The 26,093-nt window shown below is 43.3% G+C and carries 32 protein-coding genes and 1 pseudogene; 16 read left to right on the forward strand and 17 right to left on the reverse strand.

The window, feature by feature from the left end:
- Window positions 1-146: 146 nt before the first annotated feature.
- Together ACE1CD_RS33875 and ACE1CD_RS33880 are read right to left on the reverse strand one after the other, a co-directional pair.
- Window positions 147-359 carry a hypothetical protein gene (locus tag ACE1CD_RS33875; protein WP_374797625.1) on the reverse strand — a complete coding sequence of 71 codons (213 nt, stop codon included), beginning with the start codon at window positions 357-359 and terminating at the stop codon, window positions 147-149.
- 897 nt (window positions 360-1,256) lie between these two features.
- Complete coding sequence (locus ACE1CD_RS33880; RefSeq protein ID WP_374827563.1) at window positions 1,257-1,856, reverse strand: thioredoxin family protein; 600 nt, start codon at window positions 1,854-1,856, stop codon at window positions 1,257-1,259.
- A gap of 67 nt (window positions 1,857-1,923) precedes the next feature.
- Here ACE1CD_RS33880 and ACE1CD_RS33885 point away from each other — a divergent pair, with 67 nt between their 5' ends.
- From ACE1CD_RS33885 to ACE1CD_RS33895, 3 genes are read left to right on the forward strand one after another with little or no spacing between them, the layout of a single operon-like run.
- On the forward strand, window positions 1,924-2,646 hold the full coding sequence (locus tag ACE1CD_RS33885; RefSeq protein ID WP_374827564.1) for a hypothetical protein: 723 nt from the start codon (window positions 1,924-1,926) through the stop codon (window positions 2,644-2,646).
- Between the two features lie 16 nt (window positions 2,647-2,662).
- Window positions 2,663-3,067: an NIL domain-containing protein gene (locus ACE1CD_RS33890; RefSeq protein ID WP_190469916.1), complete on the forward strand. Its 405-nt coding sequence runs from the start codon at window positions 2,663-2,665 to the stop codon at window positions 3,065-3,067.
- 32 nt (window positions 3,068-3,099) lie between these two features.
- Window positions 3,100-4,185 carry an AAA family ATPase gene (locus tag ACE1CD_RS33895; protein ID WP_374827566.1) on the forward strand — a complete coding sequence of 362 codons (1,086 nt, stop codon included), beginning with the start codon at window positions 3,100-3,102 and terminating at the stop codon, window positions 4,183-4,185.
- A 186-nt stretch (window positions 4,186-4,371) separates the two neighbouring features.
- Here the strand turns inward: ACE1CD_RS33895 and ACE1CD_RS33900 are convergent, their stop codons facing one another.
- The 4 genes from ACE1CD_RS33900 to ACE1CD_RS33915 form a co-directional block, all read right to left on the reverse strand.
- Complete coding sequence (locus ACE1CD_RS33900; protein ID WP_374827567.1) at window positions 4,372-5,163, reverse strand: hypothetical protein; 792 nt, start codon at window positions 5,161-5,163, stop codon at window positions 4,372-4,374.
- A 212-nt stretch (window positions 5,164-5,375) separates the two neighbouring features.
- Window positions 5,376-6,422, reverse strand: coding sequence for an isochorismatase (locus ACE1CD_RS33905; protein WP_374827568.1), 1,047 nt, complete (start codon window positions 6,420-6,422; stop codon window positions 5,376-5,378).
- A gap of 36 nt (window positions 6,423-6,458) precedes the next feature.
- Window positions 6,459-8,312 (reverse strand): hypothetical protein, encoded by a 1,854-nt coding sequence (locus ACE1CD_RS33910; protein WP_374827569.1) that lies wholly within the window; start codon window positions 8,310-8,312, stop codon window positions 6,459-6,461.
- Window positions 8,313-8,388: 76 nt separating this feature from the next.
- Window positions 8,389-9,201 (reverse strand): protein phosphatase 2C domain-containing protein, encoded by an 813-nt coding sequence (locus ACE1CD_RS33915; protein ID WP_374827570.1) that lies wholly within the window; start codon window positions 9,199-9,201, stop codon window positions 8,389-8,391.
- Between the two features lie 81 nt (window positions 9,202-9,282).
- On the opposite strand from ACE1CD_RS33915, the gene ACE1CD_RS33920 reads away from it, so the two are divergent.
- Window positions 9,283-9,978: an NUDIX domain-containing protein gene (locus ACE1CD_RS33920; protein WP_374827571.1), complete on the forward strand. Its 696-nt coding sequence runs from the start codon at window positions 9,283-9,285 to the stop codon at window positions 9,976-9,978.
- Between the two features lie 57 nt (window positions 9,979-10,035).
- On the forward strand, window positions 10,036-10,668 hold the full coding sequence (locus ACE1CD_RS33925) for a Uma2 family endonuclease (protein WP_374827572.1): 633 nt from the start codon (window positions 10,036-10,038) through the stop codon (window positions 10,666-10,668).
- Window positions 10,669-10,829: 161 nt separating this feature from the next.
- Here the strand turns inward: ACE1CD_RS33925 and ACE1CD_RS33930 are convergent, their stop codons facing one another.
- On the reverse strand, window positions 10,830-11,003 hold the full coding sequence (locus tag ACE1CD_RS33930; RefSeq protein ID WP_374827573.1) for a hypothetical protein: 174 nt from the start codon (window positions 11,001-11,003) through the stop codon (window positions 10,830-10,832).
- A gap of 160 nt (window positions 11,004-11,163) precedes the next feature.
- On the reverse strand, window positions 11,164-12,672 hold the full coding sequence (locus ACE1CD_RS33935; protein ID WP_374827574.1) for an ABC transporter permease subunit: 1,509 nt from the start codon (window positions 12,670-12,672) through the stop codon (window positions 11,164-11,166).
- 47 nt (window positions 12,673-12,719) lie between these two features.
- Between ACE1CD_RS33935 and ACE1CD_RS33940 the strand changes: the two genes are divergently transcribed.
- The 5 genes from ACE1CD_RS33940 to lepB all read left to right on the forward strand — a co-directional run bounded on the left by ACE1CD_RS33940 (window position 12,720) and on the right by lepB (window position 17,207).
- A complete protein-coding gene (locus ACE1CD_RS33940) occupies window positions 12,720-13,475 on the forward strand; it encodes an amino acid ABC transporter ATP-binding protein (protein ID WP_374827575.1) in 756 nt (251 codons plus the stop codon).
- 111 nt (window positions 13,476-13,586) lie between these two features.
- Complete coding sequence (locus ACE1CD_RS33945; RefSeq protein WP_374827576.1) at window positions 13,587-13,916, forward strand: DUF433 domain-containing protein; 330 nt, start codon at window positions 13,587-13,589, stop codon at window positions 13,914-13,916.
- Complete coding sequence (locus ACE1CD_RS33950) at window positions 13,916-14,272, forward strand: hypothetical protein (RefSeq protein WP_374827577.1); 357 nt, start codon at window positions 13,916-13,918, stop codon at window positions 14,270-14,272. Before ACE1CD_RS33945 ends, ACE1CD_RS33950 begins: the two co-directional genes overlap by 1 nt.
- A 17-nt stretch (window positions 14,273-14,289) precedes the next feature.
- Window positions 14,290-15,468 carry a serine/threonine protein kinase gene (locus tag ACE1CD_RS33955; RefSeq protein ID WP_374827578.1) on the forward strand — a complete coding sequence of 393 codons (1,179 nt, stop codon included), beginning with the start codon at window positions 14,290-14,292 and terminating at the stop codon, window positions 15,466-15,468.
- Between the two features lie 65 nt (window positions 15,469-15,533).
- Complete coding sequence (gene lepB / locus ACE1CD_RS33960) at window positions 15,534-17,207, forward strand: signal peptidase I (protein ID WP_374827579.1); 1,674 nt, start codon at window positions 15,534-15,536, stop codon at window positions 17,205-17,207.
- Window positions 17,208-17,228: 21 nt separating this feature from the next.
- Here the strand turns inward: lepB and ACE1CD_RS33965 are convergent.
- Window positions 17,229-17,342 (reverse strand): annotated as a pseudogene (locus ACE1CD_RS33965) (type II toxin-antitoxin system RelE/ParE family toxin); the annotation flags it as partial.
- Window positions 17,333-17,521, reverse strand: coding sequence for a hypothetical protein (locus ACE1CD_RS33970; protein ID WP_374827580.1), 189 nt, complete (start codon window positions 17,519-17,521; stop codon window positions 17,333-17,335). The gene ACE1CD_RS33970 and the pseudogene ACE1CD_RS33965, both read right to left, overlap by 10 nt.
- Before the next feature lie 167 nt (window positions 17,522-17,688).
- Between ACE1CD_RS33970 and ACE1CD_RS33975 the strand changes: the two genes are divergently transcribed.
- From ACE1CD_RS33975 to ACE1CD_RS33985, 3 genes are all read left to right on the forward strand, one after another.
- A complete protein-coding gene (locus tag ACE1CD_RS33975; protein ID WP_374797647.1) occupies window positions 17,689-17,913 on the forward strand; it encodes a hypothetical protein in 225 nt (74 codons plus the stop codon).
- Complete coding sequence (locus ACE1CD_RS33980; protein ID WP_374797649.1) at window positions 17,910-18,194, forward strand: type II toxin-antitoxin system YafQ family toxin; 285 nt, start codon at window positions 17,910-17,912, stop codon at window positions 18,192-18,194. Before ACE1CD_RS33975 ends, ACE1CD_RS33980 begins: the two co-directional genes overlap by 4 nt.
- 93 nt (window positions 18,195-18,287) lie before the next feature.
- Entirely contained in the window at window positions 18,288-18,935 is a 648-nt protein-coding gene (locus ACE1CD_RS33985) for a Uma2 family endonuclease (protein WP_374827582.1), read from the forward strand.
- 55 nt (window positions 18,936-18,990) lie between these two features.
- On the opposite strand, the gene ACE1CD_RS33990 is transcribed toward ACE1CD_RS33985, so the two are convergent.
- The 5 genes from ACE1CD_RS33990 to ACE1CD_RS34010 all read right to left on the reverse strand — a co-directional run bounded on the left by ACE1CD_RS33990 (window position 18,991) and on the right by ACE1CD_RS34010 (window position 21,689).
- Window positions 18,991-19,179 carry a hypothetical protein gene (locus ACE1CD_RS33990; RefSeq protein WP_374797653.1) on the reverse strand — a complete coding sequence of 63 codons (189 nt, stop codon included), beginning with the start codon at window positions 19,177-19,179 and terminating at the stop codon, window positions 18,991-18,993.
- Window positions 19,176-19,520: a hypothetical protein gene (locus ACE1CD_RS33995; RefSeq protein ID WP_374827584.1), complete on the reverse strand. Its 345-nt coding sequence runs from the start codon at window positions 19,518-19,520 to the stop codon at window positions 19,176-19,178. The genes ACE1CD_RS33990 and ACE1CD_RS33995 overlap by 4 nt, the downstream gene beginning before the upstream one ends.
- A gap of 243 nt (window positions 19,521-19,763) precedes the next feature.
- Complete coding sequence (locus ACE1CD_RS34000) at window positions 19,764-19,907, reverse strand: type II toxin-antitoxin system Phd/YefM family antitoxin (RefSeq protein ID WP_374797657.1); 144 nt, start codon at window positions 19,905-19,907, stop codon at window positions 19,764-19,766.
- A 191-nt stretch (window positions 19,908-20,098) separates the two neighbouring features.
- The gene (locus ACE1CD_RS34005) at window positions 20,099-20,707 is read right to left on the reverse strand and encodes a glutathione S-transferase family protein (protein WP_374797659.1); all 609 of its coding nucleotides are present in this window, start codon (window positions 20,705-20,707) and stop codon (window positions 20,099-20,101) included.
- Between the two features lie 136 nt (window positions 20,708-20,843).
- Window positions 20,844-21,689, reverse strand: coding sequence for a hypothetical protein (locus tag ACE1CD_RS34010; protein WP_374827585.1), 846 nt, complete (start codon window positions 21,687-21,689; stop codon window positions 20,844-20,846).
- Between the two features lie 25 nt (window positions 21,690-21,714).
- Here ACE1CD_RS34010 and ACE1CD_RS34015 point away from each other — a divergent pair, with 25 nt between their 5' ends.
- The gene (locus tag ACE1CD_RS34015) at window positions 21,715-22,944 is read left to right on the forward strand and encodes a TCR/Tet family MFS transporter (protein WP_374827586.1); all 1,230 of its coding nucleotides are present in this window, start codon (window positions 21,715-21,717) and stop codon (window positions 22,942-22,944) included.
- Between the two features lie 23 nt (window positions 22,945-22,967).
- The gene (locus ACE1CD_RS34020; protein ID WP_374797665.1) at window positions 22,968-23,342 is read left to right on the forward strand and encodes a signal peptidase I; all 375 of its coding nucleotides are present in this window, start codon (window positions 22,968-22,970) and stop codon (window positions 23,340-23,342) included.
- Here ACE1CD_RS34020 and ACE1CD_RS34025 read toward each other — a convergent pair.
- Both ACE1CD_RS34025 and ACE1CD_RS34030 read right to left on the reverse strand, forming a co-directional pair.
- Window positions 23,339-24,184: an alpha/beta fold hydrolase gene (locus tag ACE1CD_RS34025; protein WP_374797667.1), complete on the reverse strand. Its 846-nt coding sequence runs from the start codon at window positions 24,182-24,184 to the stop codon at window positions 23,339-23,341. The two genes, ACE1CD_RS34020 and ACE1CD_RS34025, sit on opposite strands and share 4 nt — an antisense overlap.
- Window positions 24,185-24,337: 153 nt before the next feature.
- Window positions 24,338-25,774, reverse strand: coding sequence for an iron uptake porin (locus ACE1CD_RS34030; protein ID WP_374827587.1), 1,437 nt, complete (start codon window positions 25,772-25,774; stop codon window positions 24,338-24,340).
- On the opposite strand from ACE1CD_RS34030, the gene ACE1CD_RS34035 reads away from it, so the two are divergent.
- Entirely contained in the window at window positions 25,773-25,973 is a 201-nt protein-coding gene (locus tag ACE1CD_RS34035; protein WP_374827588.1) for a hypothetical protein, read from the forward strand. The two genes, ACE1CD_RS34030 and ACE1CD_RS34035, sit on opposite strands and share 2 nt — an antisense overlap.
- Window positions 25,974-26,093 lie beyond the last annotated feature (120 nt).

Consider the following 26,093-nt stretch of genomic DNA (forward strand, 5'->3'; position numbering starts at 1 on the left):
TTAACACACGCTTTGCCCAATAGATCCGGACTATTATATTGCTTTTTGGTAGAGAATTGGGACAAAAAGCTAAATATTTATCGATATATTTAATCACGCTCTTATAAAATTCGTAGAATAACGTTAGCCTCCAGGCGAATATGGGTTTACATAATTGTAGAAAGTTCATCTACAACAACAATTCGTCCTTTATAAAGAGCGCGAATCAGGCGATCGATCGCGCTTCTTTGTTCCTCTTCAAGGGATTCATCTAACATCGCTGCCATCAATCCATAGCGGTCTGCCAAAGTTAGACGACCGGATGCGCTGACTTGAGCGAATAATTCGGAAATTGCGTTGGGGAGGAGTTGGACTTGCATCGTTATTAGTTGAACTCTATGCTTTTAATATCGTTTAAATTCCTGTGGCTGAGAGTGATTGAGTCAACTAACTAAATGTGATAGTTAATAACATCTCATCGTGAGTAGGAGCAATCGATCTCTGTGACCTACTTTTAATAAAAGCTGTGAGCGAAATCACATACTAAATTGTCGATATGGCATACAGGCTAGGGAAAACAAATTCTCCCTTTCCTTCTCCTTTGCTGAGAATAACCCCCGTTATTGTTGGGGGAGTGGGAGTAATATTGAGGCTGAAAAAGGCGGTAGCAGACCCAGATTTGGGATGAAACGTTGTAGAGACGTTGCCTGCAACGTCTCTACAAGAAGGGATAAAAAATGGTTGATATAAGTAAATGCTGTATAAGTACCCTATAAAATTGGCAAGCGCTATAATTTTTTCGCTAAACTTTAAGCTCGCTCAAAAAACTGCCGTATTTCAATAATAGTAGTTGATATAAATCAACCACACACATATCTAAGAGTGCCAAAGTTATGCCCTCTTGATAAAGTGATGTGACGTTATTCAAGCGGCTACAGTCGTCGCTTGTAGGGGGGCAGACTTGCTAACTATCCATTTGCCCGTTTCTGGGTCTCTATAGGTTAGAAACGGGTTCTGTTTCAAGGGTTTGTCACAAGGTTTAGTCATTTGACACACTCCTTCTTTATTTACAGAATATTGTAGGCGGCTGATAATTGCTATTTGGTGATTAAAGCTTTGGTAAAAATGTGATAATGTCAGCCATACGCTGTGATTGAAATCACTATATATGCGTACTTCACGCAAGTGCGATCGCTCTCTTTCCTGGCTCCCTGAGAGCGATCGGCTGTAATGATGTCAACGTCAAAGATGCTTTGCTTTCTTTCAATTAAATTTTGTTAATTCACGACTTGAGAGCCATGCAGTCGCGGGTCGTCCGATCCAGCTTTCCGTGTTACGGGTGCGTTAAACTTGGAAATTTGTCCGGTAGCTCTAGCATAGGGTACTGCTTCGCCAGCAGCTAAGGCTTCTAAGTTTGCCGCCATGACGGTGCGCGGTTGTTCGCCAATTGCTTGCGCGATCGCATTCCCATCTTTGCCAAAAAACACAAAATGAGGAATTCCATCCACACGGTAACGTTCGATTTCTGGTAACCACTTGCTGTTATCCACATTCAGCATCACGAAGTTTACTTTAGCGGCGTACTCTTGTTGGAGTTCGCCCATATCCTTAGCCATCAGCTGACAGGTGCCACACCAATTGGCATAAAACTCCACTAGGCTTGGTTTACCGTTGCTGAGAGCTACCTCCAGAGGTGTAGAATTTTCCGCTAAAGTGGTGAGGGTAGCCGTGTCTGTCTCGGTGCGCGAGCCAAAAAATAGGGCAACGGTGAGAGCGATCGCTGCTAATACAATCAATAAATTTCTGACGCGCTTCCCTAGAGTCGATTCTGTGTTTTCCGGAGATGTTATCGGTGGGTTAGTTGAATTGCTATTCATCGGTTATCTTTTACAACAAAACAATTACACGCTAATTTTAATGTAACTGAACTAGGCAGAGACGATCGTGCTACTCAATTTTTATCGGTTTGTGATTTTACTTTGCGGTGGGAGCTTGCTTTTAGCAGCTTCACAGCCGCTACCGGAAGTAGTTAATTACCCAAAACCACAACTGGAGATGAATATAAATCCCTTTCTAGAAGCTGGTTGCAGCATTGACGAGTATGATGCTCTCGATTGCGCTCCACAAGCGCCGGTGCTAGCCTTTGGATGCAACCGATTAAGCAAACCTGACGATTTGCTGGGCGGACTAAAACCACCGCTTCCCTTGCTATTTTGCAAGCTCACACCGTCGCGATCGCTACCAGCCCCAGCGGATTATTTCTACCGCACGGGTGGGTTACTTCCCAACTACATTCGCTATATTGTATTTAGAAATGGTAAATTTCAGCTTGTCAAAAATCTTGCCGAGTTCAAAAAACTATTTGCCCCGATCGAATCGACTGAAGAAGCTTTGAGCTATGCCCTAGCTGTAAAAAATCTCCAGGCTTACTACGGACAACAAGCCAACCCAAGTTATGAATACTTTGTGGATAAAATAGAAGATACTAATGTCGTTAAAACCCCGCAAGGTTATTTAATAAATTTGTACGAAAAACGAGTATTTGGCTGTGGCCCTCATCCGATTTCGGTGGTAAATGTCTTGGTAACGTCTGCGGGTAATATCCGCGAAGTGAGCAGAAAAGAGGTGTATAAAAATCCAGCCGAAGATAGTCTTTGTGTCGATTAATAATTAAAAGGTAAGTATGAAAAAACGAGTAACGCTGATTTTTCCCAAACGCGCCATCCAGATGCCAGTAGCTTATCGACTGGCTAGAGATTTTAACGTGGCTGCCAATATTATCCGCGCTCAGGTTGCGCCCAATCAAGTTGGTAAGCTGGTGGTAGAACTGTCGGGCGATATTGATGCGTTGGATGCAGCGATCGAATGGATGCGATCGCAAGACATCACCGTTTCTTTAGCCAGCCGCGAAATTTTGATCGATGAAGATGTGTGCGTCCACTGCGGTTTGTGTACAGGCGTTTGTCCCACGGAAGCCCTAACTTTGGAACCGCAGACATTTAAGCTGATGTTCACGCGATCGCGCTGCATTGTCTGCGAACAGTGCATCCCCACTTGTCCGGTGCAAGCAATTTCCACTAATTTGTAATCTTAAATAGCTCCACCTACGGGGAAAGGCAGATGAAAGTCGAGTCTATTCTGATTAAAAACTTCAAACGATTTGACCATCTTGAAGTTTCGTTCAAAAACCAAAGCCTCAACGACGTTAGCAAACGATTTCTGGTAGTTGGAGATAACGGCACTGGCAAGACAACTCTGCGGCAAGCGATCGCACTTCCACTAGCCCTAGCAACCAGACAAATTCAGAGTGTATCTGAATTTGATTGGTTAGGGTTTCTTCCCGGTCGCTACCAGCGCTGGGGACATCCACACATTGAACTAGAAGTATCGTTTGAAGATGAAGAAATTGAAGCCACACAAGCTGTAGCTAGAAGATGGTTGGATACACAGCCAGAACGCTTCGGAGTCGAACCAGGCGATAGCAATTCTGTCCAACTAATCCTAGATGGGGAAAGATGTCGCGCCAGAAATAGTCCAGAATATTTTCAGTTTTGGGGGCGCTACTACGCCCGACAGTTATTGAAAACCGATCCATCTGTTCGTTCCGAATTTGCAAAACTTCCAGGCATTTTCTGGTTTGACCAATTTCGCAATCTCGGCTCAAATCAGCCTATAGAAGAAAATGGATATGGATCGGAAAAATCAGGATTTGGTAGAGTTTCCTTTGAATTGGGTGTAGCTCGCTTGCGTAAGTATCTTAATGGCTGGAAATTTGCCCAGCTTACTCATAGCTATCCCATTGACTACTTGATGCAATTAGAGAATCTTTACAAGAGAATCTTTCCGGGACGATCCTTTGCCGGGGTAGAACCTATGCCCGGAATTGATTCAGCAACACCAGAAGATTATTACTTTTTAATTAATGACGGACACCGCACCTACGACATTGTAGAAATGTCAGCAGGTGAACAATCGGTATTTCCTATACTCTATGAATTTGTCCGGCAACAAATTGCTCGCTCAGTTGTATTAATTGATGAAATTGACCTCAATCTTCACCCACCAGCGGCACAGTTATTAGTCCGCCAAATTCCCAAGATAAGCCAAAATTGTCAGTTTATCTTTACCACCCATTCTGAGGCTGTGAGCGACATAATCGGTGAGGACGAAACTTACCGTTTACTTGGGGGAGCGCTGTGCCTGTAAATATTCTCTACTGCGAAGGAGTCTACCTTACGTTTAATGATTGACCGAAAAAAAGGTTTCAAGCCTCCCATTTCAAGGGGAATTATCAAAAAAATTTTCCGAATATTGTAGAGACGTTTCATGAAACGTCTTTACAATATTCAACGCGGAGCCAATCCAAAATCCAAAATCTAAAATCGGGTGACCTCAAGGACTGCCAAAACCACCCAATGCTGCTTGACTGAAATTTGCAGCGCCAACACTAGCACGCACCGCAGACTGGGAAAAAATTTGAAAAGCCTGACGAATTTCGGAAGTGCTGTTACTTGGCGTCAATATCCACTCATCCCGCAATCCCATTTCTTGGAACACTTTGCGGAAATTTGTGCTGCCATTGTCAATACCCATTGCCGCGATAATATGGTTTTCTGCCATCAACATATCTTTAACAATGGCAGCAACATTTTTGGCAGTAGCTTTTGTAGAATGTTCGTCAGCACCATCAGTAATAATTAAAGTGATAGTGCGAACGGGAACGCCGTTATCTGCAAATTCCTGAGACTTAGCTAAAACAGTTCCCAGCAAAACAACAGTTTGGTCATATAAAGGAGTACTCCCGTCGGGTTGGTAGTTACCCGCATCCATCCGCACCGCTCGATCGATCGGACAGTAAGGATACAAAATATGACCGTTGAGATAGCGATTGTGAGCTAAAATGTTGTCTCGCTGTTTGGAATTTTTGAGAGCGTCGAGTACGGCATTATGACCGTCTCGCGCCGCTTGAGTATTGCCAGAATACGCAATAGAACCGGAATCATCGGGCATGATGGTTAGGAGTACAACTTCGCTCGCCATGACATCATCTACACTTACTCCCAATCCAGCTTGGATTTGGCTACCGATGTCAATTACGTTTAATGCTTGTAAGGATGCAGAAGAAAGCAATCCTTCTTCTTGCGCTGTTTGAAAAAGGTTGTTGAGATTGGGTGTTTGGCTCATATTAATTAGGGATGATGAAGATAAAAGAACGACAGATGAACACAGATAAACACAGATGAAAATACTGACGCGCTATCAGCGTAGAAACCCGGTTTCTTTCTCGGTTTTAGGTGTGCAAACCCCGATTTGGCATAGAAACCGGGTTTCTTTAGCATTCGTCCCAGATGAAAGCAAAATATCTGCGTTCATCTGCGTTTATCTGCGGTTAAACTTCAAAGCGTAATATCGGCCCAAGTTTCGATCGGCTGGGTTGATTTGACTATGTGCATTCCCGCATCGGCAAAGCGTTTGAAGGCTGCGTCTGCTGGATCTGTAAAGTCGATTACTCCCGGAACGACGACAGGTGAAGTGCAATCTTCTAACAGATAAACTTTCTTCGCCAAATTGGGATCTTGCGCCACAATTTCGGTTAGCAAATCGTCAATTGTCCAGGCGACGCAGTGACTTTTTGCTTGACCTGCAATAATGACAGCATCGAATTCGAGTAATTTCTGAATGAAACGAGCGTTTTTCTGTGCGATCGGTCGTCCATCCGCACCTTCTAAAACTTCCGGACGCAAGACAGAATAGTTCTCAGTCAGGGGATTTCCGCCTTTGATTTCAAATCCAGTTTGGCTGTTGCGGGCGATCGCATGGAAAAATAGCGCTTCTTCCACAGATGAAACTAAGGCGTGACCTATTCCGCCCAACATGGCATGATAAGGCCAAATAATCAAGGGATATTTGCCGCCGTCGCTGAGTTTATCGACGTAATGGGAGGCGTGGCGCATCAATCCCAGGTAATTGCCACCCGCTACGCTGTGTGCGATCGCAGGATTCACTTTCCAAACGCCTTTTTGCACTTCATCTAAAGAGATAATCGTCATCGGCGCTGGATGTTCGCCTGCATCGTTCACCCAAAACAGCGAATGGAAAATTTGCATCGCCGTGTGGGTATCCATTGTCGGATAAATCGTCGTAATTAAACCCAAGTTGCGATAGATAAATTCGCACAAACGCACGTTATCATCAACCGCACCCGTACCCGAACGACCCCCAACAAATAATTCAAATTTGGGAATGCAAAAGGTATTTTGGGCATCGATTACCATCAAACAAATGCGAGTTTTATCTTTAGCTGCGGGTGCAATGTTGTGCTTTTTCGCCCAAGCTTGAGCATCGTGCGATCGCTCTTCGTACAAAACGCGCCAGACTTCTCCAACTTTTTTGGCATCGAAGTGGGGAGGAATCGGTAATTGTTTGGTTGTTTGCGTACTCATAGTAATTCAAGATTGTAGATATTGGAAAAAGAAACTTCAGGTAATCTTCAGCATCAAAATTTGCTGCGCTTTCACAACATACAGTCCTTGCTGACTGGCAAATAGTTGACTATTAGCATCAACGAAAGGTTCTGTATCTGGGAATTCTTTAGTTTGGACAATTTGACCGTTTTGCGGTGCAACGCGGACAATGCCATCGTCCGTAGCTGCTAGTAAAAAGTTGCCAGCCGCAAACTTTCCGTGCAATGTAGAAAGCCAGGAATTATCTCCAGCTTTAGCCATCGCAGATGCTTCAATCGAACCATCGGGACGAATAATGTAAACATAATTGATAGTTTGACCTTGTTCTTGAGTGGAAATAAAGAACCAGCAACGGTCAGCAGTAAAAGTGCAATTAGCATCTATTAACTGTCCGGTAAATGAAGGAATTTTGACCGTATCGTTAATGCCGCGTTTGTTGGCATCGAAGACAAAGGCAACATTCAAATTACCCGCACGGTAGAAGCCAAAACCGAAGTGAGAACCAACCCAAAAGCGAGTTTGTTCGGCTAAGACATCGCCAATATATTCCGAACTTAACTGACCATCTCGCAATAGTTGACCGCCGTATGTCCAGTAACGGTTAGTTTCATTTACATCAAAGGTTTCTACAGCTAAACGAGTCGGAGATTTACCGGGTGTTAGGGTGATGACTTGCCCTTGTTTGCCGATTAAAGTGGATTTACCTTGAATGCGAAATTGCAAGTGCGGGTCTAAGTCACCGCTGAGAACAACTGTACCGTCTTCGCGTTTAAATTCTCCTTTTTCATAGTATAACCAACATAATTTATCTCCTGACAATGCGGTAAATAAAATAATCCCTTCTGTGCCAAAAATTCGCGTGGCTGTGACTGTACCTCGAACGACGATCGGTTTGGGAAGCGAAGGTGCTGGGATTGTTTGACTACAGTTGGGACAGGTATTTCTGGCGTGTTCTGCGCCGCAGTTAATGCAGGTTGTCCATTGTAGGTCGTCGAGGATCGATCGCGCAAATTCACCTCTCTTATCTTGTTCAAATACTTGATAAAAATAATGCAGTAAATCATCTGGTAAAACTTTGTAAGGTATGGCTGGTTTGGGATACTTGACTTCTGGATTAAATATGCTAATTCCCTGTAGCGATCGCGCTTCGTGAGGAATCCGTTTAGACGGGTCTTTCGGTCGGTAAACGCCGCCATAAGGGTCAACAAATAGGAGGGACTGCATGAGCATAACGCTGAAAGCATACCAATCCGAATCGGTTGAGTAATTTTCAACTAGGTCGGGTTTTAAAGATTGGCGATCGCACAGCAGCGGATCGACAAATCGAGTCGTAAATACCCGACAGGGAAACGAGACAAACTGGAAAGAATCAGCATCAATTAAGTAAGCTTCTTTCTGCTTAATTAAAACATTCAAATCGTTGAAATCGCCAATTACCACTCCTGCTTGATGAATACCTGCAACAGTTGTATGTAAATCTCGGAATATTTCGACAACAATTTGGTTGGCAATTCCCGCTTGGCGAAAGGTGCGATCGCTATATTTCAATAAAACTTCCGCACCGGCAACCATTTCCATTGTGTAGCCCAAAATTTTCATTCCCAGCGCATCAGTTACCAACTCTTGCGGACAAATAACTCGCTTCGGCAAGTTGTTAGGAAACAAACGCAACTTAAACTGATGTTCGTCTAAGCGTTCTTGTGCTGTGCGTTGTTGCTGGGAATTATTCTGATAATCGGGATGATTCGCTTGCTTAAATAGCTTTAGCGCTTTACCGTTGCCAATATTGTACACATCTGCTTCGCCGCCTTTGCCGATCGCTTTGTTAGGCTTGAGACGGATTTTTTTGTTGTTGATGTAGACATCCATTTGCTGAAAGGTAAGTTTTAAAGATTTTTTACCGCAGATGTACGCAGATGAACGCAGATAAATGCAAATTCTACATCTACGGATTTGGAAGAAGTTTTTTTCGTCGAATTACGAGTAAGGTTGTGTCATCTGGTAATAAGCCTCCTTGTTTAACTAGGCTGCGTTCTGACCAGTTGGGATAATTTACTTCGCGATTAATTAGGGATAACCTGCGTCGGATATTGTCAGAATTGCTAAAATAGCGATCTTCTGTCCAAAATTGGCTAATTTCTCCCACCCTTTCTGACTTTCCTGGCAAGTCGATCGATGCAGATTTAATCAGATCGCCAACCCCATCTGTACCGATTAAAATCGATTCCACTTCGCTCATAGGTAGAGTGCGATGTACTTGAAATTGCCAACTTTGATTTACCTCATCTAAAATACCGTATCCTAGATAAGGTGGTGCATTGTTGGCATATGGCCCCAACTGCACTACTTCACCGTTAATCGTAAATATTCCATCTCCTATGGCAAAGATAAACGCTGCTTCTGGTACGATTAATGTTCCGACAACTGTAAACAGAAAATAATCATTTACGATGTCAGTTAAATTATCGCCAAATCCTTGGGCGAGATTTCTCAATTGCATCAGCACTTTAGAGTGGATATCTTGCCAAAATCCTTCGCGATATGGCAAAGAACGGCGTATGGTTTCTACCAGCAACCTCGCCCCAATTTTTGCTCCCACTTCGCTGTGCTGACCGCTACCACACCCATCGCAAACAACAGCAATTAAGTTCGTACCTTGTGAATTGATACTGTAATATCCATCTTGGTTGTTTTTGCCAAGCCGCTGATGTTCTGTACCTTTTACAGAACCAGCCGCTAATTCAAATTGCTCTTGCATGGCTGTTAGTGTTATCTATACACTAACTTAGTGTACAAAAAACACGATGTCAACCCCCTTTACAAATTGAAACAAATCGAAATGTCTTATAGCTACGAATTCCCCAGACCCGCGCTGACCGTGGATTGCGCGATTTTTGGTTTAGACAAAGAATCGATGCAGCTTCAGTTGATGCTGATTCAGAGGAACCTTCCGCCTTTCCTGGGTATGTGGGCCCTACCAGGGGGGTTTGTCCGCATGGATGAATCGTTGGAAGAAGCCGCGAGGCGGGAATTGCGGGAGGAAACGGGGATAGATTCGGTATATTTGGAGCAATTGTACACATTTGGGGATGTGGGGCGAGACCCGCGCGATCGCATCGTCACCGTCGCCTACTACGCGCTGGTAAACTCGTGGGAACATTCTCTCAACGCGACCACAGACGCCAGCGAAGCCGCTTGGTTTCCCGTCACCCAATTACCGCCATTAGCCTTTGACCATTCGCGCATTTTCGAGGTAGCTTTAACTCGCTTGAAAGGCAAAGTTCGCTATCAACCAATTGGATTTGAATTGTTGCCCAAAAAATTTACCCTTACTCAGTTGCAAAGGCTTTATGAAATTATCTTAGGAACCGAGTTAGATAAACGCAATTTTCGCAAAAAAATCCTCAACATGAATTTGTTAGTCCAACTCGATGAAACTCAGAAAGATGTATCTCATCGAGCCGCCAGACTTTATCAATTTGACGAACAAAAATATCTTCAACTCAAACAAATGGGATTCAATTTTGAAATCTAAAATAGTAGTTCTGTAGTTTTGTTAGAATGATCTGATATTACTATACGGGAGTTGGGTATGTTTGCCGTTGTATCACCCGAAAAACTTCACCTCTCAGCCGGAACGGTAGTGCGATCGATCGCCACCTGGCAAGAATATCAAGCACTGTGTCAGCAGCGGGGTGATGGCTCCATTCCTCGTATCAAATATCGTTCTGGAGAAGTCTTATTAATGTCACCATTACCCAAACATGGACGAGATGCCAGTTTGATTGCGGACATCATCAAAGTTCTTCTAGATCTTGCAGGACGTGAGTATGACTCTTTTACACCCGTAACAATACAACTCCCAGAGGAAAGTGGCATCGAACCAGATTATTGCTTTTATATTGACAATTGGCAGGCGGTTTCAGGCAAGGAACGAATTGACTGGGCGAACGATCCGCCACCCGATCTGGTATTGGAAATTGATGTGACGAGTTATTCCGATGTGAATGATTATCTGCCATATCGAGTGCCTGAAGTTTGGTTATTTCGCAACAAAAAGCTATTGGTTTATCAGTTACAGGGTGATGAATATATCGAGGTAGATAAAAGCCGATATTTTCCCAACATTAACCTTCAGGATGTTATTACCCAATGTCTTCAAGTTGCCTATGAACGCAATACAAGTGCAGCGATTCGGGATTTGAAGCAGCGGTTGGGTAACTAGAGAGCGGGGGAGTGGGGGAGTGGGGGAAGAAAATTTAGATGACATGATATTAGCAACGTCAATTCCGTAGTCAATCCCGTAGGTTGGGTTGACGTTAGGAAACCCAACACCCATCTAAGCAAAATTTTGGTTTCGATATCTCTCAACCTAACCTACAATACCTAAGAAACTTGTCTTAATCGCCTCAAACGCTGCTCTCGAATATTTTTTTCTAACAACTCAATTACTTCTTGTAATTCCAAACCTGCCAACTCCATATCCTGACAAGCGCGATGGGCAGCTTCAATTGTCTGCTTAACTTTTTGTGGATCGGGTAAAATTGGTGTTTCGCTCATAATAAATTCCAATCAGTAATTCCGTAGGTTGGGTTGACGTTAGGAAACCCAACTCTATCTAAGCACAAGTTCCGTAGGTTGGGTTGACGTTAGGAAACCCAACTCTATCTAAGCACAAGTTGGGTTTCGATATCTCTCAACCCAACCTACAATTTCTCAACTAACCCCTCTTCAGAGACTTATTAACCGGATTCATCCAAGTTTCCAGGAAACCAAAAGCACGCGCTGATAGCAATGTCAACGCCAGATAAATTACAGCAACAGTGGCAAAAATTTCAAAAGAACGATAATTATTTGCGATAATCAACCTGCCCTCTTGCAATAGCTCTTGATAACCAATTACCGATGCCAAGCTAGTATCTTTAAGTAAGGTGATAAACTCATTTGCTAGGGGTGGCAACATCCGCCGCAATGCTTGGGGAAAAATCACATAACGCATAGTTTCTACCGCTCCCAAACCAAGCGATTGGGCGGCTTCTGTTTGTCCTTTTTCAATAGATTGGATACCGCCTCGAACAATCTCAGCAATATAAGCAGCGCTATTAAGACTCAGCGCCATTACTGCGGCGACAAAAGGACTCAAACTAAATTGAATACCAAAGCCTTGCAATAAAGCAGGTATGCCAAAGTAAATCATCAGAATTTGTACCAGCAACGGCGTACCCCTTAAAAAGTCTATATACGCTATGGTTGCCCAACGCAATGGAGTTGCTGGAGAGAGGCGAGCAATGCCAATCAACGAACCGGCGATCATTCCCAAAATGCCGCACAATATGGTTAGATATAAGGTTACTAACACTCCCTTCAATAATGTGGGAATAGCGCTTAAAATGATGGTAATAGCATTAACGGAATTGGTCGATTTATCGATACTTGTGCTTTCGGGCAGTTGGGGTGGTTGGGCGTTAAACCATTTGCGATAAATTTGTTCGTAAGTGCCATTATTTAGGATAACTGTCAATCCCCTGTTGATATCATCTAGATTCGGGGAACCTTTAGCGGTGGGGATACCGTAGTATTCTTCTGTAAGCAATTGAGATGTAATTTTTAGTCCTTTGAGATTGTTTTCTTTGATGGCATAGAGAGTAACTGGCGCATCGTTGATGACCGCATCTACATTACCGTTGAGCAATTCTTGAAGAGATAAAGGCGCGTTATCGAAAGTACGAATTTTAGCACCGAGGATTTTCTTAGCTTCTAAAGCGCCAGTAGTACCGATTTGCACGGCTACGCGCTTGTTTTGCAGACTTTCTAAAGACGTGATATCTTGGTTGTCTGATTTAACTGCGATCGCTAACCCAGCTTTGAAATAAGGTCGCGAAAAATCTACCGCTTGTTGACGTTCGGCGGTAATAGTAATTCCACTCACCGCCGCATCTACTGTTTTCGCCTGCAATGCGGGGATAATACCGTCAAATTGCATACTTTGAAATTGCACTTGGAAGCCAGCAGCTTTGCCAATTTCTTTGAGTAAATCAATATCAAAACCCACTAACTCTCCATTGCTTCCCTGAAACTCAAAGGGCGGAAAAGCTGGTTCTGTGGCAATTATAAGGGTTTTTTGGGCTTTGGCGGGACTGCCGATGAAAAGGGAAAAGCATAAAACTGACAAAAACAAGCTGAGAAGCAAAGCCCAGCCGAGCTTACGAAATTGAAATAATCTGTGCATTGGCGATACCTTAAAATAAACTAAGTAGAAATATACTAAACTCAGTTATGCAGGATTATACCCCAGCGATCGCATTTGAGAATGTTGAGAAAAATTTCGGATCTCTTAAGGTTTTGCAAGGAATTAGCGGTTCTATCAATCGCGGCGAAGTGGTGGCGGTGATTGGATCGAGCGGTTGCGGGAAAAGTACGCTCCTGCGTTGTTTCAACCGCTTGGAGACAATTAACGGCGGGCGTCTGGTGGTGAATGGGATGGATTTGTCCCATGCCAAAATTAGCCAAACCCAATTACGCAGACTGCGATCGCAAGTTGGTATGGTTTTTCAACAGTTCAATTTATTTCCTCATTTAAGTGTACTGGAAAACTTAACTTTAGCTCCGCGTCAAGTCTTGGGAAAATCTCGCTCTGAAAGTGAAGAACAGGCAAGATTTTATTTAGAAAAAGTTGGGTTGGCGCAGAAAGCCGAAGTTTATCCAGAACAACTGTCTGGCGGACAAAAACAACGAGTTGCGATCGCCCGCAGTTTGTGTATGAATCCGCAAATCATATTATTCGACGAACCCACCAGCGCCCTCGATCCCGAATTAGTAGGAGAAGTGCTGTTAGTCATGCAGCAATTGGCACAGGAAGGAATGACAATGGTGGTAGTTACCCACGAAATGCAGTTTGCCCGCGATGTAGCGCATCGAGTCATATTTATGGATAAAGGTCTCGTCGCAGAAGAAGGATCGGCGAGGGAAGTTATTACCCAACCAAAGAGCGATCGCCTGCGTGCTTTTTTAAGTCGGATGAATTTCGCTTAAATTAGTATTACTATTACTCTTAATGTGGCGTTTGCTATTAGCGCAAAACGGCAATTGAAAAATTGAGGTAAGATATTTATAATAGTAAATAAAAAATAAAGAGGTAGTGCAATGCAACTAGAGGATTACTTTGAATTTTTAGATCCCGATGACATCCGCATCAAAGGTCATCGCATTGGCATCGATAATGTGATTGATTATTATCTGCAAGGATGTTCACCAGAGGAAATATTAGAACATTTCCCGTCATTGAACTTAGAGAAAGTTAATGCAACGATCGCCTACTACCAGCAACATAAAGAAGAGATAGATGCCTACATGAAGCGATTGAATGATTGGCGGGAACAACGCTATCAAGAAGCGTTAAAGAATCCTTCTCCCTTGATGCAGCGTTTGAGAGCAATCCAAGCACAAAGAGCTAAAGAGCAGGTAAATATTTAGTGAAAATACGTTTTCTGCTTGATGAAAACTTATCCAAACAGATTAAGATGGCTGTTTTGCGTCTTAACCATAGCATAGATATTTTGTGTGTGGGAGATCCAAATGCACCAATGTTTGGAACCCTCGATCCAGAGATACTAAGCTATCTGGATTTATCCCAAAGACTCTTAGTTACAGATAACCGCAAGTCAATGCCGGGACACTTAGAATTACATTGGGCAGAGGGCAAGCAAATTTGGGGGTTAGTTTGGGTACGTTCAGGCACTTCAATAGGTAAACTAGCAGAAAGTATTTACCTGCTTTGGGAGATATATGAAGCCCAAGAGTGGATCGATAGAGTAGATTGGATTCCGTAGGGAATTGAGTGGCGAAGATGCGATCGCATTCAGGTAATTTGATAAGTGCGATCGCATTTTTATCAGAGACAGACGGGAAACTCGCATCGCACCTTAGAGGTATTTCCCATCGCTGTGCCAAAATAAATACAAGCGTTTCGGAAGCGTGGGCAATGGCATTCAAACCAGGACAGCAGTTGCAGGGCGGCAAGTACACCATCGAGAAAGAGTTGGGGCGTGGTCGCTTTGGCATTACCTATCTGGCTAGGGATAGGAACAGCGAGGGCGTTGTAATTAAGACACTAAACGATGAGATACTGACTGGCCAAGATTTTGATAGATGGCAAGAAAATTTTGTTCGGGAAGCATTTAAGTTGGCGAGGTGCAGGCATCCTAATATTGTGCAGGTGGAGGAACCATTCCAAGAGGGCGGGCTGCGGTGTATCCCTATGGAGTACGTTGATGGGATTGATTTAGCTAGCCGCGCTCATAATAAATTACCAGAGGAAGATGCACTGCACTACATCAAACAAATTGGTGAAGCGTTGACAGTAGTTCACAGTCAAGGTTTGATCCATCGGGATATCAAGCCAGCCAATATTATGGTGCGAGTCCGCAATGGGAAGTCGGAAGCTGTGCTGATTGATTTTGGGCTAGCACGAGAATTTGACCACGAACTTACCCAAACTCGCCCGGAGGAGATGGCAGAGGGTTTTTCTGCGCCAGAACTGTACTCTCGAACGGCTAAACGGGGGCCATATACTGATGTTTATTCTCTGGCAGCGACACTATATGTTTTATTAACTGGAAAATTGCCCACCAGTGCGAGAGATCGCAAGTTGTCCAATATTAGCTTAATTCCACCAAAAGATATTAATCCTCAAATTAGCGATCGCGTCAACCAAGCCATTATCGACGGAATGAAGCTAGACCCCGATGCTCGTCCTCAGAATATGCAGGCATGGTTAAATTTATTAGAATTACCGAGCGTTGCTTCTAGCTCAGTGCCAAAATCAGTAGATAAATCCTCGCCGCCAGATTGGAATAAAGTGGCAGCAGTGGCAACACTCGTAAGTGTAGTAATAGGACTCATAGCAGCAATTCCCTCATGGATGCCTGTGATGGAGCGATTGTTTCAGCCTTCGCCAAAACCGTCACCAACTGCTACACCAAATTCTCAGGTTGCACCGTCTGAAACTCCGGTTCCACAAAAGTAGAGGTGTAGTGTACTCGATAAAATCGCTATTTCAAAATTAGTGCATTTATCTAATGGTATTTGATTATGGTTTGGGCAAAAGGGCAAAAGTTACAGAATGGTAAGTACATTATCGAAGGCGAGCTAGGAACAGGCGGCTGTGGTATCACTTATCTAGCCAGGATGGAAAATGGACAACTGGTTGCGATTAAAACTCCCCATCAAAGAACGCAACATAGCTCTAAATCTGAAAAACTATTACAAGATTTCCTAGCAGAAGCGAAACAGCTACAGAAATTTAGGCATCCTCATATAGTGCGTTTTTACGATGTATTCCAAGAGGAATCCCTGTGGTGCATAGTGATGGAATATGTTGCTGGGGAAACTTTGGCGGTTCGTGTTGGCAATCGCGGTGTTATGCCGGAATCTGAAGCATTGCAATATATTTACCAGATTGGTGAGGCACTTAGCGAAGTTCACAAAGATAATGTGTTGCATAGAGATGTTAACCCACGCAACATAATACTGCGCTCCAATTCCTCGGAAGCAGTATTGATTGATTTCGGAATTGCCAGGGAATTTAACCCTGACCAGACGCAGACTCATACAGTAGGATACTCTAATGGCTATGCGCCAATAGAACAGTATCGCAGACGAGATAGACGGGGTGCATATACAGATGTTTATGGTTTAGCAGCAACCCTGTATTTTTTGTTAACAGGAAAAGCACCTATATCTGCCTTTGACAGAGATGACGAAATCAGAAATAGCAAAAAAGATCCATTAGTGTTACCAAAGCAGCTTAATCCGGGAATCAGCAACAGGGTAAATGAGGCCATTCTCAAAGGTATGGGATTCGATCCTAGCGCTCGTCCCCAGTTAATGTATAAATGGCTATCCTTGTTAGAAGTGCCATTACCTTCAGAAGCAATTAATCAATCTCCTAAAATAGAGGCTTATCAAACACCATTGCAGCCAAAACAGACACCAAAATCAGAATTTAAATCTGTTCCCGCTAAAGTTCCTTCTATCCCTCGACCAGCTTCAGTTACTCCTAGCAAAACTTTACCCAAAAAGGAAGCAAAGGAGCCTTTGCTCAGTTATCTACTTCTGAGTGGATGGGGCCTTTTTTTGCTGCCTATTATTTTTATAATTGTTCTACCAAGAATTTACGTGCCACTGGTTCTAGGCATACCTATTTTATTGTTATTCAGCATTGTTAGCTATGTTATTCGTAGCAGAAAAAATAAAATTTTAGCAACAATTAAGGCAATAGGAATCGCTTTATTGTCTTTCGTCGTAGCTAGAACATTGGTTTTTGAACTCAGATTCATTCAAGGTGGTAGTATGTTACCAGTATTAGAAAGTAACGACCGGGTAATTGTAGACAAGCTTATGTACTATTTTTATAGTCCTTCGCGCCAAGACATTATCATATTTTCAGCTACTGAGGCGCAGAAGAAAGCAAACCAACCTGGTGCCCACCTTAGTCGCGTAATTGGTTTACCTGGTGAAAAGATAGAAGTAAAAGGTGGGCAGGTATTTATTAACAATCAGCCACTACAGGAAAATTATGTTGACGAGCCTGCTAGATATGAATATGGCCCTGTGACTGTACCTCCTGATTCTTTTTTTGTGTTAGGTGATAATCGCAACAACAGCTTTGATAGCCACTACTGGGGTTTTGTACCTCGCGATCGTATTATTGGCAAAGTATACGCAACATTTTGGCCTCTTAACCGTATAGGAAATGTTCAATAGTAAAGAATACATTTCTAATGCCTGAAATACCCTATCTACAAATACCTCTGCAAAACTAGGTGCATCTCGCGCAATAAAATCACCAATTGCTTCCAAATCAGCTAAGGCTTCAGTTTTCCAGTTTATTATTGCCATTTTTTAATCCGCTTTTTAGCTTCTGTATGAGAAATAATATCACCTGTCTCGATTTGCTTTAAACCTTGTTCAACTTTGTACAAAAAGTAAAGGCGTTCCATCACTTCCTCAAAAGTAACGTCCGGCGACATTTCCTCTACCACCTTGAGAATTTTATCTTTTACTGTCGTATCTGACATAACTTAAGTATTCTTTGCTCGAACATCTTTAAAATATATCTTAAGCCATATTGATGAAATGTGGTATGAACTGCGTTCGCGAAGCGTGGCGTTAGCCGTATCGCTCTTTTTTCTCTATCATAATAGTGAGTGCGATCGCTTACAATAAAATTATCCCAATACCAGCGATGAACATGACAGAAAAAACATCCACCTTACAAAAAGCAATTGAAGTAGTAGAAGCACTATCTCCCGATGAACAAGCTATCTTAATCGATATCATCGATAAGCGACTCAAACAACAGCGTCGCGAGCAACTATTGCAAGAAGTGGCAGAGTCGGAACGAGATTATGCTTTAGGTAATGTGCGTCGCGGTTCAGTTTCAGATTTATTAGCGGAGTTAGATGATTGAAAAACTTAGTTTGGAGTTCAGCATTTATTCGCGCTTTTAAGCGTTTAGTTCGTCAAAATCCCCAATTACGTTCTGCCATAGAACAAACTTTGCAACAGTTAGCTGAAGATCCATTTAACCCTAGCTTGCGTAGTCATAAACTCAAAGGGGATTTATCCGATAGATGGTCGTGTTCCATCGATTATAGCAATCGTATCCTATTTAAGTTCGTCACAAACCCCGATTCAAATGAAGAAGAAATTTTGTTACTAACGCTTGGTTCTCACGATGATGTGTACTGAAGCAAGCGATTGTTTTGAGTAGGTGCGATCGCTCTTTTTTGTTTAGAATAAAATTGAGTGCGATGGCCTATAATATGATGAAAGAGGTGAACGATGACTACACTACAAACTAAACTACCAACTGACACCTGGGTAGTAGCGAGTTGGGATGAATTCATCCAGATAAGTGAAAATCCCGCTTATCAAAAAGCCAAGTGCTACTACCACAACGGACAAATGAGGATTGAAACTATGGGAGTTGGGCCAAATCACGCCAAAGATCATGGAATTATTTTTTTGGCAGTTAGCCTATTCTGCATTGCCAAAGCTATCGCTGTTAACGGACTTGATAACTGTAGCTACCGAAAAACTGGTGTGAGAGAAGCACAACCAGATATCTCTTATTATATTGGAGAGCGATCGCCATTAGCACCAACTGGAAGCGCAGTAGTAAATCTCGATAACGTTCCACCACCAGATTTAGCGATTGAAATTGCCGATACAAGTTTAGCTGACGATATAGGTCAGAAACGATTACTTTACGAAGAATTACAAGTTGCTGAATATTGGATAGTAGACGTACAAAACGCTCAAATTATTGCTTTTGCAATTCTCGCCAATAATGGCAGTAGGCGCATTACTCAATCTGAAATTTTACTGGGATTGCCCATTTCTTTGCTAGAGGAAGCTTTACGGCGCAGTCGCAATGATAATCTATCGCAAGTAGGTGCTTGGTTGTTAGCGCAATTTCAGCAATTATAAACTTAATTGGATTTTGTTACTCCGCTTTTTAGGCTCTTTATCGCAATTTGATAATTCAGTTAGATTGAGTTTTGAGAGAGTTTTTTAGCCGTTTTAACCTTTGCTCTCTGGTATCATGTTCCAACCGAGCAGTTACCTCTTCTAATTGTAACGTTGCTGCTTCAATTGCTAAGCTGCGGCGACGGATGTCAGCAAGGAGTCGCTTAGAAGTTTCTGGATCGGGTATGCTTGGTTTATCGTTCATGGTAGGTTCCACTCACTTTTTACTTCTTGAATGCTGCGCTCCAGTGCAGGAGCTTCTGCTTGAATAGTTTCAATTGACTGCATAACTAAATCTAGCATATCAGAAGAAATAGAGGGTTGAGCGTTAGCAATGCGTAACTGTGCATTAGATAAACGAGAAAACCAGGGGGTAGCGCGTTCTGCCACATTTTTTAGTTCATCGAGGAAAGGAATAGTCTCACTTGTCTCTCCAAAACGTTCAAAAAGATTTGATTCTGCTGCTGTTGCTTCATTAATAATGTCTAACAGTTGCCGTTTCAAATTCCAGATAGTTTCGGCTATTTCAGTAGGTAAATTGGCCATTTGTGCGATGTTAAATGTATCCGTACACCTATTTTAGGGAAAAAGGTGAACTTTCTGCCAGCATTTCCAAAGCTAAGAGAGTCAGTTCAATTGTGGATTCCGGATTACTTGGGTTTGGAGTTGTCATAGTCCTAATTTTCTTTTAGCTTCGTCCCAAGAAATCGTTTCTCCTCTTTCTGCTTGGGCTATACTTTCTTTCAGCCGATTTGCAAACTCGGAATCAGAAAGAATATTAAGTGTTTCTCACAGAGATGTCAGCTGCTCGTAGCTAATAACTGCCATCACAGGTTGACCGTTCTTGGTGACGATCGCGAGATCGTCGCTCAACTCGTCTGGCAACTCTGGCAGTTTTTCTTGCGCTTCACTAATAGTTAAATATTTAGTCATTCTTTAATTTTAGCATTTTTTGACTTAATAGCAATAGTAGGTTCAGAAACTATGAAAGAAACCCGGTTTCTCCGAGCGCACTCAGTTTTACCCCACAATAGTATGTTCAGAAACCGGGTTTCTTCAGATGGGAGCAAAAAAACTTCGGTTTCCCTATGAAAGAAACCCGGTTTCTCCGATATCACTCAGTTTTACCCCACAGGAACAGTTGATTTGACTGACTCGCGATCGTGCAATTTCTTAAACCATTGTCCCAATCTCAAATATTGGTGTTGCCAATCTTCACCGAAGCGGAGGGTGTAATAACCCAGCGCACATAATGCCGCTACATCTGCCGCCGTCCAAGTTTTACCTAATAAGTAAGTAGATGTGGCTAGTTTTTCATCCAAAGGTGGTAAAAGACGATCGATCGCACTTTGATATTTAGCTCGATCTTTGGGATCTGCATTATCGCCTTTCAACTTTTGGTACCACAAAGCGACAGCATTATCTGCCAGAGTATCTCCTATATCTTCCCATTTCCGACACTCAAGGCGCTGTTTGCGATCGCTCGGATAAAAACTCACCTCCGGGTAAGTTTCATCCAAATATTCCACAATCAAAGTAGAATCCCACAGCGTCGTACCATCTTCATCTACCAACACCGGCACCTTGCCAATCGGAGAAACTTGCAGGAATTCCGGCGATTTATTCACAATATCGGTTGCTTTCAGTTCGCAAGGCAGATTCTTCTCTGCTAGCAAGATCCGCACTTTCCTTGCGTAGGGCGATCGCTGTGCGTAGTACAAAACTCTACTCATAAACTTGTTATTTGGTATGGAAATCAACAGTTTTAGAGTTTAGTCTATGCACAGAGCTACGACAATCCCGCTTTCAGATGAGAATCCGGCACCCCCTCCCCGTAGCGGGGAGGGGGCTGGGGGGTGGGGTTCCACATTAGCCGTTTCTGTTCCCCATTCCGTGGCAAGTTCCATGCAACTTGCACAGTAGTTTGGGATTCAAATCCATACCGAAGTAAGAGGTAAAGTCAATTTCCAGCCTTCCCGCTTCAAAATCATCGATGTAACGCTGAATGCTTTGCTTAGTAGATCCGGTGAGTTGCTGAATAGTTGTAGGGTCGATTCCTTGTGCGTAGAGAGACAGCACCAAGTAAGGTTTGCCTTTGCTAATTCTACGCGGTTCGGTGAGATAGCGGTAGGAAAGCATGATATATCGCGGCATTTGGTCGGATGCTTTCGCTTTTTTCAGCGATAGTCCGACTCTTGCCGATCGCCAAATTTGTTGTTGTTCGATCGCATCATTTTCTTGCAGAAACAGAGGACTTTCGCTATCCCAAATTACCTTACTGCCAATCGCCTCATCCAGAGCAGCTACATCATTAAATCCAACTTTTGTCAACAAGTAATCCACGCACAGAGAAGGGCCATCTATGAGAATTCCTTCTGGCGTTTTAATACTGCGAATTAACACCCCAGCATAAGCTTTTCCATCTCCAAAAGTCAGATCCAAACCTTTGAAACTGCCACCTCGGTACATTCCTCTGGTACGGTGGAAGTACCAGCGTCCGAATTCCAGTTGCAAGCGATCGCGATGCGTAAACGGATCTGGGTGTACATCTCCACAATAGTAAAATTCTATTTCCACCAAACGATGAGGTTCATTGCCAACAACCAAATAGCAAACGTTCAAAAGCTGGGACGCTATTCGAGCAAACCAACTTTCGATACTTTCAGCATCACCCAATTTTTCCGGTTTCTGTAGCAAAAAAAGCCAGTTCGACATATCTTGAATTACAGAGAAATTAACCATGAAATTGCAGCGCCCGCCCGGTCTTATTTTTGTTTTAATCACCTTGTTTATAGATGTAATGGGAGTCGGTCTTAGCGCTCCCATTCTTCCCAAACTGATCGCTCAGTTTATCGGTGATGTTTCCACTGCCTCCTATTATTATGGGGCGGTCACGACTACTTACGCCTTGATGTTATTTATCTTCTCACCAATTCAGGGCGCTTTATCCGATCGCTTCGGTCGCAAACCAGTACTGCTATTTTCCCTTTTGGGAACGGGATTAACCTATATCGGCCTAACATTTGCTCCTAGTTTACCGTGGATATTCACCGCACAAATTCTCAACGGTCTAACTGGTGGTAGCGTTGCTGTTGTGTTTGCCTACATTGCCGATATCAGCACTCCCGAAGAACGACCGAAAAACTTTGGTTTAGTAGGAGCTTTCCTCGCTTTGGGATGGGTCGTCGGGCCTGCTTTAGGCGGCTTGTTAGGCGCTTGGGGATTGCGTTTCCCCTTCGCAGTTGCAGCTATTATCACATTTGTGAATATGGTGTACGGAATTATAGTTGTATCCGAATCTCACGCAGTAGAACATCGCCGTCCTTTTTCTTGGACTCGCGCTAACCCAATTGGCTCTCTGTGGTTGTTGCGAAAAAATGCGATCGTCTTTGGTTTGGCAGCAGTTATTCTGTGTACCGATGTCGGTTTGCAATGTTTTGTCAGCACCTGGGTGTTATTTACTACCTACAAGTTTCAATGGCAAACTGTGCAAGTTGGACTGTCAATGGCATTATTAGGAATAATAACGGCAATTGTCCAAGGAGGTTTGATCCGACCGCTGATTTCTCGCTTCGGTTCCAGACGGATAATTATCATCGGACTCACTTTCAGCATTATTGGTTATCTTCTCTATGCTTCTGCCAATGCGGGATGGATGTTATATTGGATTATTGTACTGAATGGTTTTGATTTTACTGTTAAACCGACAGTTCAGGGATTGATTTCTGCACAAGTAAGTCCGCAAGAACAAGGCGCAATTCAAGGTGCTTTGGCTTCTCTGACGGCTTTAGCAACTATTATCGGCCCATTGTTAGCTACTAACTTGTTCGGTTATTTTACTTCCTCACGCACCGTCATTCGTTTACCGGAAATACCTTTTTTCTTGGGTGCGTTTCTATTTGCTGTAGCATTGTCGCTAGCGATCGCTACTTTTTCTAAGGGAAAATCTCAAAATCTTCAAACTCCATAAGCAAATGCAATCATTGTGTTCCAATGCAGCCTAAACTTGTCTTTGGCAATGCCCAAATTGAAGGAGAAAATCGCTGGGGTTGGTTTCTTGGACATTTTATTAACCCAGCCAATGACCCTCGTTCATCTTCTAATTTAGAGGTGAAATGGGGATCTCACAAAGCCGGAGAAGGTAGACGGGAATGGGCGATGAATGCCCAAGCAACTACCCTTTCCATTCTGATTTCGGGACGATTTCGCCTGCAATTTCCGGATACGGAAGTGTTATTATCTCGCCAGGGCGATTATGCACTTTGGTGTCCGGGTGTACCTCATTGTTGGCTAGCTGAGGAGGAGTCTACGATTTTGACAGTTAGATGGCCTTCTTTGCCAGGTGATAGCAAAGCTGTCAGTCATTAAGTGAATGAATTTAAAAACTTTGCCACAGCTTGATTAAAAGCATCTGGTTCCACTAAAAAAGCCCAGTGATTTCCGGGAATCTTTTGCATAGAAAGATTTTTCAAATAAGTTCGGAAAGGCTTTATTTGGAATTCGCTGCGGTTGAGTCCTTGTTCTGGCAATAGTAACAATGTTGCTACTTCCAAAGTTTCCGTTAAACCCGCCACCAGCATCACATCCTCGAACACTTCATTTCGTGCTTGGACAACAAATTTACTGCCCCAAGTTCCATCTTTTTTTTCCTCCATCCCCGCTTTAAACGCCGCCTCTTGTAACGGACTCCAACCTTTATATTGTTTGAGTTGACGCGCTAAATTTTCGGCGGCGGCGTAATTGGGAAACGGCCCCATACATTTGAGGAATGGTAAAACTTTGTAGAAAAATGGAAAAGTCAACTTTGTGAAACTGGGCATTTTGCCGATAAAAAATGGATCGATGATTACCAAGCTGCGAAAACGTTGCGGATGCAGTTTTGCCCAAACGCAAGCCACTTTTGCCATCCAAGAATGGGCAACTACGTGACAGGAAGACCAACCCAATTTATCCATTAGCGCTTCTAGATCTGCGATAATATCGGCACTGCGATAGCCGTTTTCTGGTTTGCTGCTTTCCCCGTGACCTCGGATATCTGGGGCTACACTTTGGTAAGAATTGGCTAAATATTCTGCCAAACTCGTCCAAACTAAGGCGTTATCGGCTAAACCGTGGAGTAACAGCACTGGTTCTCCCTGACCCCACTCCAAATAGGAAAGTTGAATTTGGGGTAAATTGAGAGTTTTGCGTTGTAGATTTAGCTTTGGCATGGTTATTATCTACTTGTTCTATGTACTGGGAATTCAAAACTCAAAAAGTACCGCTAAAAGTAGCGATCGCCAGTGTAATCTGACGCAGTTTTTAAGTGGTAATTCTTCATAGTTAATTGTGGTTTTTTTTCTGCTCTATCGCACTGGCCCATCCTAAAAATTGAAACCTGCTCTGAGTACGCCAACCCAAAGCGGATCGCGATTATTTTCTGGGTTAGTAATCACGAAAAAGCCAGGAGTAATCGACATATATTCATTGACTTGGTGCTTGTAGAAAGCTTCCACAAACCAAGCAGTTTCTTCATCCTCCGGCCCACCTTCCACGCGGTACGCTTGCGGGGGATTCCCTACAGTCAGGACTCCCAAGTTACCTTTTTTGAATAAATCTGGGAAAGCAAAGCTGAGTTTCCAGTTGCGGATATCTGCTGTATCGCCATCGCGACTTCCACCTTCTGCATTAGCTCTGGTGTACATAGCCCAACCTTCTATGCTAAATGCAGGCGCAATCCGCCAATTCCCCACAATTGCAAAGTTATCGGTTGATGTTGCATTTCCTTGAAACGGATTATCGGCTAAAGCGCTACCGACGCTACCGGAAACAAAGCCAGTGTCTTTTCCGGGAAAGTAACTGCGGGTGTAGACTAAACCAATGCCTGCATTAGCGCTGGGTCTGTAAGTTATTTGGGTTCCCGCTACAAATTGTCCGTCGAAGAAACCGGAACCGTGACTGGGATTGCCAGCGTTACCGGCAGAATAATAGCCTGAAAAGTTAAATTTTTTGTTGAAATCGTGGGAAACGCCAACACCAGCACCGTAGCTGGTATAGTAAATAGGCGCATAAGCTCCAAAGCCTGAAAGTGCGCCAACAGCAGGGTCATTGGTATAAGGAGCTAGCGGATCGGCAACATCATCCAGGTTCATATTGTGTGCGGTAATCCAAACCATTGTACGATCGCCTATAGGGAAGCGATATTCAGCTTTATTTAGCAGCACATCGTTGCCGGAATTGCTGCCGAATGTGTTTAAGTTGGTCATGTTGCTGCCACCGCGAGCATCAAACATATTGCCAACTTGGAAGCGAATTCGCAATCGATCTTTGCCGTTGAAACTGGTGAGAAAACTCTGACGTATCCGGTAGCCAAGGGTAGTTTGTTCGTCAAGATCTTCGCCCGTGGCTGCATTTTCTTCGCCAAAAACTTGAGCGGCAGCAATAACTGTTTCGACGCTGTATTTAGTTGTGGCAGAAAACTGATTTGCTTCCAAGGAAGTTATTCGATTTTCCAAAGCATCTACTCGACCCCGCAAGGTGGCAAGTTCGGCTTTAAATTCCTGGGTCAAACGTTGCAAAGTTTCCAAGTCTTCACGAGTAACATTGTCACCGCTACGCGCAATCAGCTGTTCTATTTGCTGCAAACAGGAGTTCAAACCTGCGGCAAATTCGTAGCGAGTTAAGGCGCGGTTTCCCCGGAAGGTGCGATCGGGATAACCTTCGATACAGCCGTAGCGTTCGACTAAATTTCGCACTGCTTCAAAAGCCCAATCTCCCGGAGAAATGTCCTCCAACTGAGAAACGTTGGTGACTTGATTCATGGCATTGTTTCGTGGAGTTCTGACTTGTGTCGGTTCTGCACGGGTGATGCTGGCAATGAGTGATGTGTTGACTAGCGTCAGTAGGCTAATTGGTAAAGTATTTCTCAAAAATTTCTTCACGATTCCTCACACTTTTGTCGATCGAACTTGCTTTTATTACCTTAATTGTCCGAAAATAAGCCAACAAGTCGATAAATAGCTAATTTTTAGCATATTTACTAGAGGATCGCAACATAATCAACTTTTTCCTACTTTTCCTACTTTTCCTACCTCGCGCTTCTAATTAACTTTCAAGGCGCAGCCAATCCAAAATCCAAAA

Origin of the sequence: Aerosakkonema sp. BLCC-F183 (genome assembly GCF_041929145.1) — a bacterium.
Taxonomy (GTDB): Bacteria; Cyanobacteriota; Cyanobacteriia; order Cyanobacteriales; family Aerosakkonemataceae; genus Aerosakkonema.

What these genes read in the sequence shown, in the direction of transcription:
- ACE1CD_RS33940 (WP_374827575.1), top strand. Translation starts at nt 12,720, where the DNA reads ATGCAGGATTATACCCCAGCGATCGCATTTGAGAATGTTGAGAAAAAT.
- ACE1CD_RS33910 (WP_374827569.1), bottom strand. Translation starts at nt 8,312, where the DNA reads ATGGATGTCTACATCAACAACAAAAAAATCCGTCTCAAGCCTAACAAA.
- ACE1CD_RS34010 (WP_374827585.1), bottom strand. Translation starts at nt 21,689, where the DNA reads ATGTCGAACTGGCTTTTTTTGCTACAGAAACCGGAAAAATTGGGTGAT.
- ACE1CD_RS33970 (WP_374827580.1), bottom strand. Translation starts at nt 17,521, where the DNA reads ATGTCAGATACGACAGTAAAAGATAAAATTCTCAAGGTGGTAGAGGAA.
- ACE1CD_RS34025 (WP_374797667.1), bottom strand. Translation starts at nt 24,184, where the DNA reads ATGCCAAAGCTAAATCTACAACGCAAAACTCTCAATTTACCCCAAATT.
- ACE1CD_RS34030 (WP_374827587.1), bottom strand. Translation starts at nt 25,774, where the DNA reads ATGAATCAAGTCACCAACGTTTCTCAGTTGGAGGACATTTCTCCGGGA.
- ACE1CD_RS33895 (WP_374827566.1), top strand. Translation starts at nt 3,100, where the DNA reads ATGAAAGTCGAGTCTATTCTGATTAAAAACTTCAAACGATTTGACCAT.
- ACE1CD_RS33920 (WP_374827571.1), top strand. Translation starts at nt 9,283, where the DNA reads ATGTCTTATAGCTACGAATTCCCCAGACCCGCGCTGACCGTGGATTGC.
- ACE1CD_RS33875 (WP_374797625.1), bottom strand. Translation starts at nt 359, where the DNA reads ATGCAAGTCCAACTCCTCCCCAACGCAATTTCCGAATTATTCGCTCAA.
- ACE1CD_RS33935 (WP_374827574.1), bottom strand. Translation starts at nt 12,672, where the DNA reads ATGCACAGATTATTTCAATTTCGTAAGCTCGGCTGGGCTTTGCTTCTC.
- ACE1CD_RS34000 (WP_374797657.1), bottom strand. Translation starts at nt 19,907, where the DNA reads ATGACTAAATATTTAACTATTAGTGAAGCGCAAGAAAAACTGCCAGAG.
- ACE1CD_RS33890 (WP_190469916.1), top strand. Translation starts at nt 2,663, where the DNA reads ATGAAAAAACGAGTAACGCTGATTTTTCCCAAACGCGCCATCCAGATG.
- ACE1CD_RS34015 (WP_374827586.1), top strand. Translation starts at nt 21,715, where the DNA reads ATGAAATTGCAGCGCCCGCCCGGTCTTATTTTTGTTTTAATCACCTTG.
- ACE1CD_RS34005 (WP_374797659.1), bottom strand. Translation starts at nt 20,707, where the DNA reads ATGAGTAGAGTTTTGTACTACGCACAGCGATCGCCCTACGCAAGGAAA.
- ACE1CD_RS33925 (WP_374827572.1), top strand. Translation starts at nt 10,036, where the DNA reads ATGTTTGCCGTTGTATCACCCGAAAAACTTCACCTCTCAGCCGGAACG.
- lepB (WP_374827579.1), top strand. Translation starts at nt 15,534, where the DNA reads ATGGTTTGGGCAAAAGGGCAAAAGTTACAGAATGGTAAGTACATTATC.
- ACE1CD_RS33975 (WP_374797647.1), top strand. Translation starts at nt 17,689, where the DNA reads ATGAACATGACAGAAAAAACATCCACCTTACAAAAAGCAATTGAAGTA.
- ACE1CD_RS33930 (WP_374827573.1), bottom strand. Translation starts at nt 11,003, where the DNA reads ATGAGCGAAACACCAATTTTACCCGATCCACAAAAAGTTAAGCAGACA.
- ACE1CD_RS34035 (WP_374827588.1), top strand. Translation starts at nt 25,773, where the DNA reads ATGGCATTGTTTCGTGGAGTTCTGACTTGTGTCGGTTCTGCACGGGTG.
- ACE1CD_RS33915 (WP_374827570.1), bottom strand. Translation starts at nt 9,201, where the DNA reads ATGCAAGAGCAATTTGAATTAGCGGCTGGTTCTGTAAAAGGTACAGAA.
- ACE1CD_RS33900 (WP_374827567.1), bottom strand. Translation starts at nt 5,163, where the DNA reads ATGAGCCAAACACCCAATCTCAACAACCTTTTTCAAACAGCGCAAGAA.
- ACE1CD_RS33995 (WP_374827584.1), bottom strand. Translation starts at nt 19,520, where the DNA reads ATGGCCAATTTACCTACTGAAATAGCCGAAACTATCTGGAATTTGAAA.
- ACE1CD_RS33945 (WP_374827576.1), top strand. Translation starts at nt 13,587, where the DNA reads ATGCAACTAGAGGATTACTTTGAATTTTTAGATCCCGATGACATCCGC.
- ACE1CD_RS33985 (WP_374827582.1), top strand. Translation starts at nt 18,288, where the DNA reads ATGACTACACTACAAACTAAACTACCAACTGACACCTGGGTAGTAGCG.
- ACE1CD_RS33955 (WP_374827578.1), top strand. Translation starts at nt 14,290, where the DNA reads ATGCGATCGCATTCAGGTAATTTGATAAGTGCGATCGCATTTTTATCA.
- ACE1CD_RS33905 (WP_374827568.1), bottom strand. Translation starts at nt 6,422, where the DNA reads ATGAGTACGCAAACAACCAAACAATTACCGATTCCTCCCCACTTCGAT.
- ACE1CD_RS33990 (WP_374797653.1), bottom strand. Translation starts at nt 19,179, where the DNA reads ATGAACGATAAACCAAGCATACCCGATCCAGAAACTTCTAAGCGACTC.
- ACE1CD_RS34020 (WP_374797665.1), top strand. Translation starts at nt 22,968, where the DNA reads ATGCAGCCTAAACTTGTCTTTGGCAATGCCCAAATTGAAGGAGAAAAT.
- ACE1CD_RS33880 (WP_374827563.1), bottom strand. Translation starts at nt 1,856, where the DNA reads ATGAATAGCAATTCAACTAACCCACCGATAACATCTCCGGAAAACACA.